The organism is Lacinutrix cladophorae, from assembly GCF_053604645.1.
The window spans coordinates 112,509-127,946 of record NZ_JBSHNR010000108.1 but is presented as its reverse complement, the minus strand read 5'-3'; the positions used below and the strand labels follow the sequence as shown (position 1 = coordinate 127,946).

16 protein-coding genes and 1 tRNA gene are annotated in these 15,438 nt (G+C 32.4%); 7 read left to right on the top strand and 10 right to left on the bottom strand.

All coding sequences use genetic code 11. The annotated features are described in order from the left end of the window. Positions 1–10 precede the first annotated feature (10 nt). Complete coding sequence (gene mscL, locus ACVC3Y_RS07005; RefSeq protein WP_303424120.1) at positions 11–457, top strand: large conductance mechanosensitive channel protein MscL; 447 nt, start codon at positions 11–13, stop codon at positions 455–457. Here mscL and ACVC3Y_RS07000 read toward each other — a convergent pair. Both ACVC3Y_RS07000 and ACVC3Y_RS06995 read right to left on the bottom strand, forming a co-directional pair. Then, positions 454–834 (bottom strand): hypothetical protein, encoded by a 381-nt coding sequence (locus ACVC3Y_RS07000; protein ID WP_303424121.1) that lies wholly within the window; start codon positions 832–834, stop codon positions 454–456. The two genes, mscL and ACVC3Y_RS07000, sit on opposite strands and share 4 nt — an antisense overlap. Positions 835–1,054: 220 nt before the next feature. Next, on the bottom strand, positions 1,055–1,639 hold the full coding sequence (locus tag ACVC3Y_RS06995; protein ID WP_452226486.1) for a pseudouridine synthase: 585 nt from the start codon (positions 1,637–1,639) through the stop codon (positions 1,055–1,057). Between the two features lie 76 nt (positions 1,640–1,715). Here ACVC3Y_RS06995 and ACVC3Y_RS06990 point away from each other — a divergent pair, with 76 nt between their 5' ends. Genes ACVC3Y_RS06990 through rlmF form a run of 3 tightly spaced genes read left to right on the top strand, consistent with a single transcriptional unit; the run spans position 1,716 to position 3,948 of the window. Next, positions 1,716–1,865, top strand: a complete 150-nt coding sequence (locus tag ACVC3Y_RS06990; RefSeq protein WP_303424123.1) for a hypothetical protein — start codon at positions 1,716–1,718, stop codon at positions 1,863–1,865. Positions 1,866–1,898: 33 nt separating this feature from the next. Then, entirely contained in the window at positions 1,899–3,047 is a 1,149-nt protein-coding gene (locus ACVC3Y_RS06985) for a trans-sulfuration enzyme family protein (RefSeq protein WP_452226485.1), read from the top strand. A gap of 10 nt (positions 3,048–3,057) precedes the next feature. After that, positions 3,058–3,948, top strand: coding sequence for a 23S rRNA (adenine(1618)-N(6))-methyltransferase RlmF (rlmF, locus tag ACVC3Y_RS06980; protein ID WP_303424125.1), 891 nt, complete (start codon positions 3,058–3,060; stop codon positions 3,946–3,948). 19 nt (positions 3,949–3,967) lie between these two features. On the opposite strand, the gene ACVC3Y_RS06975 is transcribed toward rlmF, so the two are convergent. Genes ACVC3Y_RS06975 through ACVC3Y_RS06965 form a run of 3 tightly spaced genes read right to left on the bottom strand, consistent with a single transcriptional unit; the run spans position 3,968 to position 8,193 of the window. Then, positions 3,968–4,666 carry a DUF2490 domain-containing protein gene (locus ACVC3Y_RS06975; protein ID WP_452226484.1) on the bottom strand — a complete coding sequence of 233 codons (699 nt, stop codon included), beginning with the start codon at positions 4,664–4,666 and terminating at the stop codon, positions 3,968–3,970. Between the two features lie 48 nt (positions 4,667–4,714). Further along, a complete protein-coding gene (gene pckA / locus ACVC3Y_RS06970; RefSeq protein ID WP_303424127.1) occupies positions 4,715–6,325 on the bottom strand; it encodes a phosphoenolpyruvate carboxykinase (ATP) in 1,611 nt (536 codons plus the stop codon). A gap of 38 nt (positions 6,326–6,363) precedes the next feature. Beyond that, complete coding sequence (locus tag ACVC3Y_RS06965; protein ID WP_452226483.1) at positions 6,364–8,193, bottom strand: SLC13 family permease; 1,830 nt, start codon at positions 8,191–8,193, stop codon at positions 6,364–6,366. Positions 8,194–8,430: 237 nt separating this feature from the next. Here ACVC3Y_RS06965 and bshB1 point away from each other — a divergent pair, with 237 nt between their 5' ends. From bshB1 to ACVC3Y_RS06950, 3 genes are all read left to right on the top strand, one after another. Beyond that, positions 8,431–9,147 carry a bacillithiol biosynthesis deacetylase BshB1 gene (bshB1, locus tag ACVC3Y_RS06960; RefSeq protein ID WP_303424129.1) on the top strand — a complete coding sequence of 239 codons (717 nt, stop codon included), beginning with the start codon at positions 8,431–8,433 and terminating at the stop codon, positions 9,145–9,147. Positions 9,148–9,638: 491 nt separating this feature from the next. Further along, a tRNA-His gene (locus ACVC3Y_RS06955) sits at positions 9,639–9,714 on the top strand. 90 nt (positions 9,715–9,804) lie between these two features. Beyond that, on the top strand, positions 9,805–10,284 hold the full coding sequence (locus tag ACVC3Y_RS06950) for a hypothetical protein (RefSeq protein ID WP_303424130.1): 480 nt from the start codon (positions 9,805–9,807) through the stop codon (positions 10,282–10,284). A gap of 157 nt (positions 10,285–10,441) precedes the next feature. On the opposite strand, the gene ACVC3Y_RS06945 is transcribed toward ACVC3Y_RS06950, so the two are convergent. The 5 genes from ACVC3Y_RS06945 to ACVC3Y_RS06925 form a co-directional block, all read right to left on the bottom strand. Beyond that, positions 10,442–11,992 carry a M28 family peptidase gene (locus ACVC3Y_RS06945; protein ID WP_303424131.1) on the bottom strand — a complete coding sequence of 517 codons (1,551 nt, stop codon included), beginning with the start codon at positions 11,990–11,992 and terminating at the stop codon, positions 10,442–10,444. Positions 11,993–12,118: 126 nt separating this feature from the next. Then, positions 12,119–13,156: a M28 family peptidase gene (locus ACVC3Y_RS06940; RefSeq protein ID WP_452226482.1), complete on the bottom strand. Its 1,038-nt coding sequence runs from the start codon at positions 13,154–13,156 to the stop codon at positions 12,119–12,121. Positions 13,157–13,205: 49 nt separating this feature from the next. Further along, positions 13,206–13,535 carry an FUSC family protein gene (locus ACVC3Y_RS06935; protein WP_303424133.1) on the bottom strand — a complete coding sequence of 110 codons (330 nt, stop codon included), beginning with the start codon at positions 13,533–13,535 and terminating at the stop codon, positions 13,206–13,208. 5 nt (positions 13,536–13,540) lie between these two features. Beyond that, complete coding sequence (locus ACVC3Y_RS06930; protein ID WP_303424134.1) at positions 13,541–14,326, bottom strand: DUF3108 domain-containing protein; 786 nt, start codon at positions 14,324–14,326, stop codon at positions 13,541–13,543. 108 nt (positions 14,327–14,434) lie between these two features. Beyond that, positions 14,435–15,400, bottom strand: coding sequence for an aldo/keto reductase (locus ACVC3Y_RS06925; protein ID WP_452226481.1), 966 nt, complete (start codon positions 15,398–15,400; stop codon positions 14,435–14,437). Between the last annotated feature and the right edge of the window lie 38 nt (positions 15,401–15,438).

Sequence of the window (15,438 nt, the reverse complement as noted above, 5' to 3'; positions counted from 1 at the left end):
AATATTCCAGATGAAATTTTTAAAAGAGTTTAAAGAGTTTGCTGTTAAAGGCAATATGATGGATATGGCTATTGGTATCATCATTGGTGCATCTTTTAATAAGGTAATAGATGTATTAGTGAAGAAAGTATTTATGCCACCTTTATCTTTAATGACAGATGGTTTAAATTTTCAAGATAAAAAATATGTGCTTCGAGATGCTGTTGTTAACAGTGAAGGTGTAACTACTACAAATGAAGTCGTAATAGAGTATGGAACCTTTTTTGAAGTTTCGTTAGATTTTTTAATTGTTGGTTTAACCGTATTTCTAGTAGTTAAAGCAATGAATCGTTTACGTACAAAGGCACACAACGAAAAAGACACAACAGTGGCTACTCCCAAAGATATTGAGCTTTTAGCAAAGCTCACCGTTTTAATGGAGGAACAAAATAAATTATTAAAAGCTACTAAAAATTAAGGTAATTTAATTGGCTCTTTGTCAAGGTTAAGGTCATCAAGCATGTCTTGTGTGAACTTATAATGACCACGACGTGTAATTACTTTAAATCGATCGTCTTTCATTCTAGATAAAACATCTAAAAAACGCCATTTCGACTTTAATAAAGTCGGTTCTTCACTTTTTAAGCCAATTTCAAAATAGTGTTTTCTTCCTGCTTTTTCTGCTACAATATCCGGAGTTATTGAAGAATCAACACCTTTACTCTTTTTAGTGTAAGATTTTGGAGATTCATAACCTTCAACATCTGCTTGAATATTATCAAAGCCTTTGTTTTCTAGGTATAAAATACTTTCTTTTAAAAATTCTAAATTTACTTCTTTGTCTGCTGTTGTCATAACCTGCAAGTTACAAAAAATAATCAACAATACGTAATTATCTGGTATACAGTTGTTTAAAATTATTGCGAATTTGCGAATTGCGTTAAAAAAGCGCCAAAAAAAATAAGTGTCAAGGCGTTTTATTTATAAGATTCTGATTAATAGTTTATTGTGTGCTAATAGAACTTATAGCATATGCAAATTAGAAAATATTTAAATTTATAAAACCTAAATAAGTTTAATTATTAAAATCTGCTACTTCTTCTACTTTACCAGATTCTATTTTTAGAAGTATACTACCAATTCGAACTCTAACCAAGCGTAATGTTGGAAAACCAACTGCAGCAGTCATTTTACGTACTTGTCTAAATTTACCTTCTGTTAATGTAATAGACACCCAAGACATTGGTCCATGACGTGCATCTCTCACTTTTCTATTGGCAAAAGGAAAGTCAGAAACATTAGAAATACTTTTTACGATGCATGGTTTCGTTTTATATTTTGTGCCATGTATTCCAATTTCTACACCTTCTTGTAATTGTTTTAAGGCTTGGGTAGTAATTAGACCATCTACTTGTGCATAATATTCTTTTTCAAATTTTACACTTCTTATTTCTTCACTTACTTTACCGTTAGTGGTTAAAAGTAGTAGACCTTCCGAGTTTTCGTCTAATCTGCCAATTGCCATAGTTCTTTCCGGAAAATCGAATAGTTCTCCTAATAAACGTTTGTTTTTCCGTTTGTTTTGGTTGTTTATTAATTGGCTTAAATAGCCATAAGGCTTGTGTAATATAAAATGTTGATGGTTTTCTTGTACTTGCAAAGCAATATTCTTTTATTAATAGCAATGTACTTACTTTATTTAAAATGTTTCCATAAAAAATTATTTACATTTGCTTATGCCAAAACCTAAAGGACAAAAAAACACAAAGAATAAAGCGAAACATTCTAAGTTAATCGCTAGAAAAGTGAATAAACAAAAAAAAGAAAAAGAACTGCGAAAAGAACGCTTAAAAGAAATTGTAAAGCGATCTAAAGGGCAAGCTTAATCTCTTATATTTTGTAACTAAAATAGGATAACAATGAAAGACAATAAATTAGGAATAAATACGATTTGTACACATGTTGGTGAGACACCAGATGAACAGTTTAAAGGAGCAGTTTCACCAATGTATTTATCGTCTTCTTATGCGTTTATGGATATAGACGTAAAGCGATACCCAAGATACTATAACACGCCAAATCAAGAATATTTGTCTAAAAAAATTGCGGCCTTAGAACATACAGAAGCAGCAATGATTTTTGGATCTGGAATGGCTGCTATTAGTACTGTTTTGTTAGCGTTTTTAAAATCAGGAGATCATGTAGTTGTTCAAAATGATATTTATGGAGGAACAAGAAATCTTATTGAAAAGCACTTTGAAGACTATAATATTGCATTCACGTTTACTAAAGATTTAAAGATTACCTCGTTTAAGGATTGCATTCAAACAAATACGAAACTCATTTATATTGAAACACCTTCTAATCCGCTTTTAAAATTAGTTGATATGGAAGCAGTCGCAGATTTAGCAAAATCGAAAAATATTTTATCAGTAATCGATAATACTTTTGCTAGTCCAATTATTCAAAACCCAATAGACTTTGGTATCGATATCGTTGTGCACAGTGCAACCAAGTATTTTGGCGGACATAGTGATATTTGCGCAGGAGCTGTTGCTACTTCGCAAGCTTACATAGATACCATTTGGCAAACCGGAATTGCGCTTGGAGGTAGTTTAAGTGATTATACCGTTTGGATGCTAGAACGTAGCATGAAAACCTTAGCGATTCGTGTAAAAGCACAACAACGAAACGCTAGAAAATTAGCGAAATTTTTAGATGCACATCCTGCAGTAGAAAAAGTATATTATCCTGGATTAAAAAACCATCAAAATCATCAAATAGCTAAAAAGCAAATGAAAGGTTATGGTGCGATGCTCTCTTTTGAATTAAAAGAAAATATAGATGCAGAAGCATTTTTAAAGGCATTACAACTTATAAAACCATCTATGAGTTTAGCAGGAATAGAAAGTACCATGTTATTACCTTCTAAAACATCTCATTCTTTATTAACTGCCGAAGCTAGAAAAGAACAAGGTATAAAAGATGGTTTAATTCGTTTCTCTGTCGGAATAGAATCTAAGAAGGATTTGATGTATGATATTGAACAAGCTATAAGTAATTCCTAATTAAAGTATTTTGCATAAAAATAACAAGCATATTAAGGGGTATGATTTTGAAGCTTTATTGAAGGGGTTTCCTAAACTAGAACCTTTTGTTTTTACAAATAAGTATGGTACACTAACCATAGATTTTGCTAATCCGGAAGCTGTAAAAAATCTAAATAAAGCATTATTAAAAACCTATTATTCTATTAATTATTGGGAGTTTGATGATACTCATTTATGCCCACCAATTCCTGGTCGTGTAGATTATATACACCATTTAGCTAATCTATTAAAAACCTATACTTTTAAAAAGAAAATTCAAGTTTTAGATATTGGAACAGGAGCAACTTGTATTTATCCTTTGCTCGGTTTTGCTGCATATAATTGGCGTTTTGTAGGGACAGATGTTGAAAACACTTCCTTGAAAAATGCACAAAGAATTATAGATGAGAATATGTTAAGGGATAGTATTACTTTACGTTTCCAAAAGGACAAGGCACAAATTTTAAACGGAATTTTAAAGCCGGATGACACTTTTATGGTTAGTATGTGTAATCCTCCTTTTTATAAAGATGAAAAAGAGGCATACGAAGCGACACAACGTAAACTAAAAGGTCTTGGTAATACAGACAAACAAGGGCAGCGAAATTTTAGCGGAACAGCAAGTGAACTTTGGTTTGCAGGAGGAGAAAAAGCCTTTTTGCATACCTATTTATATCAAAGTGCTTTGCATAAAAACAATTGTTTTTGGTTTACAAGTTTAGTTTCTAATAAAGACTTGGTGAAATCGATGCAGAAATCACTTAAAAAATTGGGAGCTACAGAAATAAAGATAATTAATATGCAACTTGGTAATAAGATAAGTCGAGTAGTGGCTTGGACTTTTTTAACCGAAGAAGATAAAAAAGATTGGTTATTATAATAGGGGAGGGATAAGTTAATTACAATTTTACAGCAGATTTAGATTTTCTGTAATCGGTTAGGATACTAATTCCTATTTGAATACGATTAAAATTCTTTTTTCTAATATGATGTTTTAAATAATCCATTTGTAGTTGCATGTTTTTAAATAGATGGAAACCTGCTCCAATAAAAAAACGATTTTCATGAAAAGCTTGATCCTGAAAATTAACAAAAGGTTCTTCTTTTATACCAAGGAATAACGTTTTATTGATGTTGTATTTTAAACTAAATCGATAACGAAATCTATTTTGCATTTCATTTTTAGCTGCTAATTGCAAAAAACGTTGCTCTAACCTAAAACGATGCTGTACATTAAAAATACCAAGCTTATGCTTGTAATTGTATTGTTCATAGATTCTGTTTTCCTTCGTGTTGTTGCGATTGTCTTCATCAAAAACACTATCGATATCTAAATACGCATAAGCAACACTAAGAGTTTGTTTCTTTTTTATGTGATAATTTCCAGAGAAACTGGAAAAGGTTAAATTATAATTAGAAATTGGTTCATAAAAACGTAGTTCCCCATAGGTGTTTACACTAAATTTTTCTGTAAATCTATGGTTAATACCTAGCGTGTACCAAGAACCTAAATAGTCTTCAGAAGTTTTTTGAGCAAACAATTGTGCTGGGATGCATAGTACAATAAGTAGTGCGATTTGGCTGGCTTTTACAATCATAGAAAAATAAAAGAGCCCAGAATTGGGCTCTTTTTAATTAGGATAATATTAAATATGTTCATTTAAGTGATGGTGCTCATCAATTAATGGGCCTCCTTCTAGTATTTGTTGGGAAGCTTCACTTGCGAATTTTTCAAAATTTAAATGGAAGGAATGTGCTAATTGAATCGATTTACTAATGTAAGCTCCCTTGTCAGTCCAAGTATTCATTGGGTCTAATAATGCTACAGGTACATTCGGACACGTTTTTGGCATGAATAAACCAAATATGGGATGTTGCGAATAATCTACAGTATCTAAATCGCCGTTTAAGATAGCTGTAATCATAGCTCTAGTGTATTTTAATTTAATTCGAGAACCAACGCCATAAGGACCTCCACTCCAGCCTGTATTTATTAGCCAAACGTTAACACCAGCATCTTGCATTTTTTTGCTTAGCATTTCAGCATATACGGTTGGGTGTAAAGGCATAAATGGTTCGCCAAAACAAGCAGAGAAAGAAGGTACTGGTTCTGTGATACCAGCTTCTGTTCCTGCAACTTTAGCAGTATATCCTGAAATAAAGTGATATGCTGCTTGACCTGGAGTTAATTTAGATACTGGTGGTAATACACCAAAAGCATCTGCAGTTAAGAAAAATATATTTGTAGGATTCTTAGCATAAGATGGTTTTTGAATATTGTCAATATGATAAATAGGGTAGCTTACACGTGTATTTTGTGTGATACTACTATCCATATAATCTATAGTACCATCGTCTTTAAAAACTACATTTTCAAGAATTGCTCCAGGTTTAATTGCTCTAAATATATCTGGTTCTTTTTCTTCAGAAAGATCAATAACTTTAGCATAACATCCGCCTTCAAAATTAAAGATGTTATTATCGGCTGTCCAACCATGTTCATCATCACCAATTAGTTTACGGTTAGGGTCAGCAGATAATGTTGTTTTTCCTGTGCCAGATAATCCAAAGAAAATAGCCGTATCGCCAGCTTCACCAACATTAGCAGAACAGTGCATAGGTAAAACGTTCTTTTCAACAGGCAGAATAAAGTTTAAAGAAGAGAAAATACCTTTCTTTATTTCTCCAGTATATCCAGATCCTCCAATTAAAGCTATTTTTTTTGAAAAATTAAGTATGGAAAAATTCCCTTGACGCAATCCAATAGATTTAGGGTCTTTTGCTTCGTATCCAGGAGCGCAAAGTACCAACCAGTCTTCTTTGAAATTTTCTAATTCTGATGCATCAGAACGTAAAAACATATTGTAGGTGAACATGTTAGACCAAGGATATTCGGTAACAGTTCTCACATTTGTTTTATATTCTGGGGCTGCACATACATATGCATCTCTTACATAGATTTCTTTACCGCTGAGGTATTTTGTGATTTCCGATTGTAAATATTCGAAATTTTCAGGAGAGATTGGTTTGTTTGTTTTTCCCCACCAAACACGATCTTTGGTATAATCATCCTTTACAATAAAACGATCTTGAGGAGAACGTCCAGTATATTTTCCTGTATTAATAGCTAATGTTCCATTAGCGGTTTCTTTACCCATTCCTTTTTCAATAGTAATGGCTTGTAGTTTTTCAGGGGAAAGATTCCAATGTGCATTGGTGTCTTTTATTCCGTACTTTGTTAGGTCTCTTGTTTTCATAATCTGTTGTTTTAATGTGTTGTTCAAGATGTTAAATATTAAAAAGGCCAAAATAATGGCACTAGTATTAATGATGTTATTAGAAAGAGTAGTAGCAATGGAACTCCTACTTTTAAGTAATCCATAAATTTATATCCGCCAGCCGTCATTACCATAGCATTCGTAGTTGTGCCAACTGGTGTTAAAAATGCGGTGGATGCACTAATTGCAACTATAATCATAAATGGAGCAGCAGAAAGGTTTAAAGAATTTGCGGTAAGAATTGCAATAGGCGCCATTAGTACTGCTGTCGCTGAATTATTAATAACCTGACTAAAGGAGGTGGTTAATAAAAAAATACCTCCTAGCAATACAATTGGATGTAAAGCTCCTAAAGTGTTAACAAGTCCATTGGCTATTAGTTCTGCTGTTCCAGTTTTTTGTAAAGCAACTCCCATAGGTATCATCGCAGCAATCATAATAACACTCACCCAACTAATACCTTTATATGCTTTTGCCATTGGAACACAGCCAGTGATTAATACAATCCCCGCAGAAATTAATGCAGCAATGGAACCAGGTACAAGTTTAAATACTAATAAAACAATCATTAACAGGAGTGCGAATAGTGCGATATACGATTTAAGGGTGATATTAGTTACGGTTTTAATCATGCCTTCTGGGCTCCCACAAATTACTATATGTTCATGATGTTTTTTTAAATCGTCAATAGCACTCCATTCTCCTCTAATTAAAAAGGAATCTCCCGATCTTACCGTAATTTCTGGCTCTGTTAGTGGTGTTGAGTGACGAGAAGCAGCCATTAATTGTACATTGTATCTATCAAAAAAGCGAATAGATTTAATTTGCTTTCCAACTAAAGAAGATTGCGGCGTTACCAATATTTCCGTCATGCCAACTTCTCTGTTAATTAAATTGGTTCTTAGTTCATTAGTAATGGATTTTAAAGGTAGTAGCCCTAGTCTTAAACTAATCATTAAAGCATTTATCGCTTGCGTTTCTCCCTTTACTGTTATAATATCATGATACAGAAATTCTGTATTCTCCGTTGGAAGTTCAATAAAAGGGTCATTTCCTTTAAGACGGTTAGGATGTCTTCTCTTAATACGAAGTATAGATACCCCGTATTTATTTTCAAAATCCCAATCGCCTAATTTTGTATTTAATAATGGCGATACAGATCTTACTCTTAACCGGTAATATTCACCATCTACTTTATAAGCTTCAATCCATTTATAAAGTGTATTGCTTATATCTACAGGTTTGTTATTTGTTTTGTTATCTGGTAAGAGTTTATGTCCTATAAATTTAAAGTACAGAAGAGTTATTAGTAACAAGGGGATACCTATTAAACTAAATTCAAAGAAAGAAAAACCTTCAAGTCCGCTTTCCATCATTGCATTATTTACTATAATATTAGGAGGTGTACCAGTTAGTGTTAATAAGCCTCCGGTATTAGAACCAAAGGCAACAGGCATTAATAATTTAGAGGGCAATGTGCCAATGCTCCAAGCAGAAGAAATAGTTACTGGCATTAGTGTTGCTACTGTTCCTGTATTACTTACGACTCCAGAAAGTAGCCCAGAACCTAATGTGGTTATTAGTAAAAGTTTCGTTTTGCTTTTACCAGCCATTTTTATAAACTTTTCACCAGCCAATGCTGTCCATCCCGTTTGCGATAATCCTTCTCCAATAATAAATAGAGCGGCAATCATAATAACAGTTGGATTACTAAATCCGCTTAGTGTTTCTGTTAAATTTAAAATACCAAAAAGAAATAAACTTAACATAGATAATAATGCGATAATATCTGGTGTAAATTTGCCCCAAATAAATAAGGCGATGGTGATAATAAGAATTATAATCATTAATGTCATAATTACTAAAAGTTCATTGTATTAAGTTGTGGATTAAAGGTATAGCCATTAGAAGATAATATTTATGATTATTATCATACTTCGAAGTATTACCAGTTTTACAATTTTGACTGCTCTTTATTAAGAATTCTTTAATTTATTTCAAGGAATAATGATTGCTAGTTAAAAAGAAAGCGATTATCTGTCTTCTTTTTAATATTTTTGATGTTTAGAAAACTAAAAACACATATGAAACTAGATATATTAGCTTTTGGTGCACATCCAGATGATGTAGAATTAGGTTGTGGAGGCACAATAGCAAAAGAAATAAAAAACGGAAAAACCGTTGGGATTATAGATTTAACTCGTGGAGAATTAGGTACTCGAGGTACCGCAGCAACTAGAAAGCAAGAAGCAACAAATGCAGCAAAAATTTTAGGGGTAACCGTGCGTGAAAATCTTGGTTTTGCAGATGGTTTTTTTATAAATAACAGGCAACATCAGCTGGAGATTATTAAAATGATACGTAAATATCAGCCAGACATTATTCTTTCTAATGCCATAGATGATAGACATATAGATCATGGCAAAGGAAGCCAGCTGGTTAGTGATGCTTGCTTTTTAAGCGGACTAATAAAGATTGAAACCGAAGTAGACGGAAGCAAACAAAAACAATGGAGACCAAAGCAAGTATACCACTATATACAATGGAAGAATATAGAGCCAGACTTTGTTGTTGATATTTCTGGTTTTATAGATACTAAAATGGCATCTGTTTTAGCATATCGTACTCAGTTTTTTGACGCCAATAGTAAAGAGCCAGAAACCCCCATTTCTAGTAGAAATTTTACCGATAGTGTAGATTATAGAGCAAGAGACTTAGGAAGATTAATAGGGGTAGGGCATGCAGAAGGCTTTACCACAGAGCGTTATGCTGCTGTGGAAAGTTTATTTGATTTAAAGTAATAATTTTTTAAAAAAATCTTTGCAGTAATTACTAAATAATTTACATTTGCACTCGCATTCTTAAAGAATGTTATAAGGTGGGTCTTTTCGTTAGGTTAGGCACTTCTTTTTTAGAAACTTTTATAAAGTTTTAAAATAAAACAGGTTGTTGTAGTCTTAGTTGGTTAGAGCATTCCTTTTTAGAAACTTTTATAAAGTTTTAAAATAAAACAGGTTGTTATAGTCTTAGTTGGTTAGAGCATTCCTTTTTAGAAACTTTTATAAAGTTTTAAAATAAAACAGGTTGTTGTAGTCTTAGTTGGTTAGAGTATTCCTTTTGAGAAACTTTTTTAAAGTTTTAAAATAAAACAGGTTGTTATAGTCTTATTTGGTTAGAGCATTCCTTTTGAGAAACTTTTATAAAGTTTTAAAATAAAACAGGTTGTTGTAGTCTTAGTTGGTTAGAGCACACCTTTTGAGAAACTTTTTTAAAGTTTTAAAATAAAAAACATGGTGATTGTAGCTCAGCTGGTTAGAGCATCGGTTTGTGGTACCGAGGGTCGCGGGTTCGAATCCCGTCTTTCACCCAAAAGCAAAAGCTTCTCTTTTACAAGAGGAGCTTTTTTTGTTTGTAATAATTGCATAGTTTTGATAAAAAAGAATCCTTATTTTAATACGATGAAGAAAATAACTATAATCTTACTACTTGCTTTCATTTCAATCTCCTATTGTAATGCACAAGAAATCTCTTTTAAAAAACATTCCTTTGTGGGCTATGTGTTTTATGAAGATGGTAATAAGTTAGGGCTTAATGAATTAGTAGATAAAATAGCATCTAATGCAGAAGTATTACACTTAATGAAGAATGCAAAATCTAAAAGTGTTTTTGCATCGGTTATTAGTTTTTCTGGAGGTGCTTTAATTGGTTGGCCTATTGGTGAAGCAATTAGTGGCGGGGATCCTAATTGGGTGCTTGCTGGTATTGGAGCAGGATTGGCTATTGTAGCTATTCCTATTGGGGCTAGTGCTAATAAAGATGCAAAAAAAGCAGTTACATTATATAATGAAAGTCTAAAGACTACTTCTTTAAATAGGTTTAAACCGGAATATAAAATTATAGCAAATACTACTGGAATTGGATTGGCAATGCAGTTTTAGTTTTTTGGAGAAATAAAAAAATAGAAAGAGAAATTAAAAAAGGAGCTATAAAATACATTTTATAGCTCCTTTTTTTGCGTTAGCGATAGTAGCGTTATCCTTTTTGGTACAAAAAGATTTAAGCGGATAGCGCGACCCTTTGGGTAACGCCCAACTTTTAATTTGCCTTATCTACAGTTATTCTATTTTCACGATTTGCTAACTCCCAAGCGGTGTAAAATATTAGTCGTGTTCTGTTTTCTAATAAGTCGTACTCAATTTTGTCTGGGGTATCGCTTGGTTTGTGATAATCGTCGTGCGTACCATTAAAATAAAAGATTACTGGAATGTTGTTTTTTGCAAAGTTATAGTGGTCACTTCTGTAATAAAAACGGTTTGGATCGTTGTCATCATTAAAGGTGTAGTCTAAATCGATGTTGCAATATTTGGTATTCATTTCTTCTGAAATGTTGTGTAATTCGGTACTTAATTTATCGCTACCAATAAGGTAAAGATAGTTTCTGTTGGTTTTTTCGCGTTTCGGATCTGTACGACCAATCATGTCTATATTTAAATCGGCAACCGTATTTGCTAAAGGGAAAATTGGGTCTACGTCTGTGTAATATTTAGATCCTAGTAGGCCTTTTTCTTCTCCAGTTACATGTAAAAATACGATAGAACGTTTTGGTCCTTGACCGTTTTTTACTGCGTTTTGAAATGCTTCTGCAATTTCTAACATGGCTACGGTACCAGAGCCATCGTCGTCTGCACCATTATAAATCTCACCATCTTTTATTCCTTCATGGTCTAAATGTGCTGAAACTACAATGTATTCTTCTGGCTTTTCACTTCCTTTAATTATTGCGACTACGTTTTCCGATTCGAAACCATTGGAATCATTTTTATACGTAAATTCTATTGCGCTGTTTAGTGTTTCTGTTTTATCTGAAGTATCAATTGTACTATGTATCGTTTTTGCTAAATTGGTATTTATAACAAAGTAATATAGATTGTTTGGTGCTTCTTGTAGAGACATTCTTCCATGACTTCCTCCAAATCTTCTCGCAACAAAATCGTAAGCATTTGCATTATAAAATATTACTGCTTTTGCTCCTTTTTTCTCTGCAGCTTCTCGTTTTGCAACAAACTCTTGTCTAAGATTAGACCATTTTGAAGTTTCACTAGTTCCAGAAATAGTATAGGTTCCATCTGTGTTTTTTGGTTCTCCTGCTTTAAAAAGAACGACTTTGTTTTGCACATCTAGATCTGTATAACTGGAAAATTTTTCATCATCAATACCATAGCCAACATAGATTATTTCTTTTGCATCTAATGTACCATCTGGGCTAGAGAGAACAGATACATAGTCATCAATATTTGTGAATGATTTTCCGTTTACTAATAAATCAATCTTAGGAGTTTTTAATGTTTGTAATGGTACTTCTTGAAAGTAGTCGTTATCTGGTAAAGCCGAAGGAACTCCTATGTTTATATAGTGGTTTTTTAAATATTCTACGGCTTTCTTTTGTCCTGGGTCTCCAGTATTTCTACCTTCAAAGTCATCAGAAGCATAGGTGTAAAGTGCCTCTTTTAGTTCTGCCGAAGTTATGCTGTTTGCATAGGTAGTAACATCTACCGTTTTTGTGCTTGTTGTAGCTGTTTTGTTTTGCGAAGTTCCACAAGAAAAGAAAATAGTAGAAATACCAAAAAGGAAAAACAATTTTTTCATAAGATTGTATTTTTAATGAAGGTGTTCGTTTGTTGGTTAGTAAAAAAATCTAATCTACTATATTACGAAAAAGTAAAATAATAGATTAAGTAAATATACGCTTTATATAAATTTTAACAGGGAGTATTAAAAATCGGTATTCATTAATAGCTTGTTTTCTTGATTGGCTAGTTGCCATGCGGTAGCAAAAATAAGCTGTGCTCTTTTTTCTAGTAGGGGATAGTTTATTTTATCTGCAGTATCTGTAGGCTTATGGTAGTCTTCATGTTCGCCATTAAAATAAAAAATTACAGGAATATTATGTTTCGCAAAGTTATAATGATCGCTTCGGTAATAGTATCTGTTACTGTCGGTTTCTTCGTTATACTTATACTCTAAATTTAAATTCGTGGTGATAGTATTTACAGATTCATTAATATAATGTAATTCTTTACTAAGCCTATCTGCACCAATAATATAAATATAGTTTGGATTTTCCTTATGAGTTCTATCTACTCTTCCAATCATATCAATATTTAAGTTCGCAATGGTGTTCTCTAGTTTAAATATTGGGTTTTTGGTATAGTATAGAGAGCCTTGTAGTCCAATTTCTTCGGCAGTAAGGTGTAAAAAAAGAATACTTCTTTTAGGTTTAAATCCGTCTTGTTCTGCTATTTTAAAGGCTTGTGCTATTTCTAGTATTGCGGTAGATCCAGAACCATTATCGTCTGCACCAAAATGTATTTCTTCATTTTCTATACCTAAATGGTCAAAATGCCCAGAAATAATAAGAACTTCATCAGGCTTTTCACTTCCTTTAATATATGCTAATGCGTTTTCCGAAGCATGTATTCCTTCTGGTAAAAAGGATTTAGGTATGTGTTGAAAGTAGGTAGAATCTGCAATAGGAGATGCTATGTTGTGCGATTTATAAAAATCGACTAAAAAATTAGCGGCTTTTTTCTGACCTTCTTCTCCTGTTGCACGACCTTCAAAATTGGTAGATGCAAATTGGTATAAATTTTCTTTTAACGCTGCAGCAGTAATGGTTGCTGCATATTTTTTCACTAAAGTACTATCAACAATAGTTATATTTCCTTTTAGGTTTTCAATTTTTGTAGCATATTTAGTTTCAGCACAAGAACCAACTAAAATAAAAGCAGATAGTAAAAAGTACATCTTCATAAACATCCATTTTTTTGAGCCTCAAATATATACAAAATTTGATAATGATTTATTCCGATAAATCGATACCTTCTAATGCTTCAATGGCATTATCTTCTGCTTCTTGTTCGCGTACTTCTAGTGCTTCTGTATTTCCAATTTCAGCTTCGCTAAAAACAGATTTGTAAGTGCTTAAACATAAAGAGATTATGGTTAGTAAAAATATTAATTGTACTGTTTTTTTAGATTCGTTTTCCTTTTTAGATAAGTAAAAGGCGATCAAGCCAAACAATAAAGCGGCTATTGCAGGAATAAACGCAATGTTGAATAATGGTAAAGCAGATAAAACCACTGCAATTATGGCTGCAATTAACCCTAGAATGATAAATAACTTTCTCATAGTTTTTAGTTTTTTAAACCTGTTGCAGATTTTATTTTTAATTCTCCACTACCAACTGCTACTCTAAATTTTGCGTAAACTGGTATTTTATTTTCGTCTGCAGTTAGCCAAAGTAGATTCGCATTATTTCCTTTTAAAACGTCGCTACCATGAATGCGAATTGCTAATTTGTAGCATTCTTTATTTCCAATGTTGGTACTAATGGTTTCTTTTCCTAAAAGCGTAAACGATATTTTTGTTTCCTCATTATCAAATAATACAGTAAAAGAATCTGTTGCTCCAATTGGAGCTTTATGGATATCTAAATTTCTAATATGGTAAATAGTGGTTACTAAATCTTTGGTTCCCGAATTAATTTTCACTTCCTCATTTCTGTCCCAAAAACCAGATGCAAAGTTCTTACTTTTTTGTCTTCTTAGGCTTTTTACTGTATTTGTTTTATGGTTAAAAGTATACTTCACAAATTTATAATGACCACCTTCATCAATATCTCTTTGGTATAAATAAGGGGTTAAGGTTTTAGGGTTAACATAACTTTCGTAGATGTCTCTAATTTTAAAAAAATTATCCCATTTGCTATACGTAGTTGCTGTACATTTTAGACGTAATAATGTGGCTTTCGAAGTCTTTACTTCGCTAGTTTCCATACGAACTTCGGCAAGGTCTGTTAGTAAACCAGACATATTATAAGCAGCTGTAAAACTAAGTTTTTCGCCAGCTTGAAATGCATTGTTTTGTGCAAATGTAGTTGCGCTTAAGGTTAGCAAAAGGAGCGTGATTATTTTTTTCATAAATTCTAAAAATTTTTCAAATATACAAGTTTGTAACATTAATTATGCCGAAGCTTATACCTTAACTTCTTTTTTCGAATTTTATTTTTTAATCCACATACTAATTATTTAATTCCAAGGCAGTTGTTTTCTTTCTTGCCAATAAGCAACAGGGGCTATTTTTAATTTTTTTAAGCTATTTAATTCTTCTTCCAATAAGGTGATTTTATTTGCTTGTAGGTTAGAAATTAACTGTTCTGTATTCGATGCGCCACTTAAAACAATACTTTTCTTAATATTTTGTTGGCAAAATTTTAAAGCTATTGCATCTATACCAACATGGTATTTTATTGCTAATTTTTCTAAAGTATTGTATAGTTTAGAGTAGTGCTTATAATTGCTGTTTTTAAAAACCCTACCATTCGCTAAGGCTTCTTTTATAATTATTTTTTTGCCTTGTTTTGCTAACGTATTACACATGGTTTCTAAACTTTGATCTAAAACATTATAAGTAACCTGAAACGCATCAAACAATGGTGTACCTTCTATAGTAACGTCCATTGCTTTTTGTAATACTTCTAACTGGTTACTTCCAGTGGTTGTAATCCCAATCTCTATTGGATGTTCCTTTTTTAAAAATGCCAATCGGTTTAAAACGGCAACATTATTTAAGACTCCAGTTTCTAAAGTAGCCGAATGGATTTGATACAGTTTTAGATGCGGAAGAAATGCATTAGAAACTTGCCATTGCGCATTTAACTTTTCTAGGCTATGTTCTTTTACCTCATGAACTTTTGCATTTGCATCAAAATTGGCAACGTATGTATAGCCCCATTTGGTAGCTACAGTAATGGTTTCGTCTTCTTTGGTTTGTAACCATTCCAATAATACATCTTCCGCTAAGCCGTATCCCGGAGCAGTATCAAAATAGCGAATACCTAATTGGTATGCTTTTTCAAGTGTATTAAAGCTGTCTTGTCTAAAGGATTCTAAACTTGGATTTAAGTTTTTATCCTTTCGTATATTAATATATTGCGGTCTTCCTAATGCAGCAGTACCAAGTCCTAACATTGTATTTATTTTTATGGTTATCATGCCTTCGGTGTAACCCACTGGCAATTTGTATGTTTTGT

What these genes read in the sequence shown, in the direction of transcription:
- ACVC3Y_RS06975 (WP_452226484.1), bottom strand. Translation starts at nt 4,666, where the DNA reads ATGATTGTAAAAGCCAGCCAAATCGCACTACTTATTGTACTATGCATC.
- ACVC3Y_RS06925 (WP_452226481.1), bottom strand. Translation starts at nt 15,400, where the DNA reads ATGATAACCATAAAAATAAATACAATGTTAGGACTTGGTACTGCTGCA.
- ACVC3Y_RS06940 (WP_452226482.1), bottom strand. Translation starts at nt 13,156, where the DNA reads ATGAAGATGTACTTTTTACTATCTGCTTTTATTTTAGTTGGTTCTTGT.
- ACVC3Y_RS06950 (WP_303424130.1), top strand. Translation starts at nt 9,805, where the DNA reads ATGAAGAAAATAACTATAATCTTACTACTTGCTTTCATTTCAATCTCC.
- ACVC3Y_RS06965 (WP_452226483.1), bottom strand. Translation starts at nt 8,193, where the DNA reads ATGATTATAATTCTTATTATCACCATCGCCTTATTTATTTGGGGCAAA.
- ACVC3Y_RS06990 (WP_303424123.1), top strand. Translation starts at nt 1,716, where the DNA reads ATGCCAAAACCTAAAGGACAAAAAAACACAAAGAATAAAGCGAAACAT.
- ACVC3Y_RS06935 (WP_303424133.1), bottom strand. Translation starts at nt 13,535, where the DNA reads ATGAGAAAGTTATTTATCATTCTAGGGTTAATTGCAGCCATAATTGCA.
- ACVC3Y_RS06930 (WP_303424134.1), bottom strand. Translation starts at nt 14,326, where the DNA reads ATGAAAAAAATAATCACGCTCCTTTTGCTAACCTTAAGCGCAACTACA.
- ACVC3Y_RS06985 (WP_452226485.1), top strand. Translation starts at nt 1,899, where the DNA reads ATGAAAGACAATAAATTAGGAATAAATACGATTTGTACACATGTTGGT.
- ACVC3Y_RS06945 (WP_303424131.1), bottom strand. Translation starts at nt 11,992, where the DNA reads ATGAAAAAATTGTTTTTCCTTTTTGGTATTTCTACTATTTTCTTTTCT.
- pckA (WP_303424127.1), bottom strand. Translation starts at nt 6,325, where the DNA reads ATGAAAACAAGAGACCTAACAAAGTACGGAATAAAAGACACCAATGCA.
- bshB1 (WP_303424129.1), top strand. Translation starts at nt 8,431, where the DNA reads ATGAAACTAGATATATTAGCTTTTGGTGCACATCCAGATGATGTAGAA.
- mscL (WP_303424120.1), top strand. Translation starts at nt 11, where the DNA reads ATGAAATTTTTAAAAGAGTTTAAAGAGTTTGCTGTTAAAGGCAATATG.
- ACVC3Y_RS07000 (WP_303424121.1), bottom strand. Translation starts at nt 834, where the DNA reads ATGACAACAGCAGACAAAGAAGTAAATTTAGAATTTTTAAAAGAAAGT.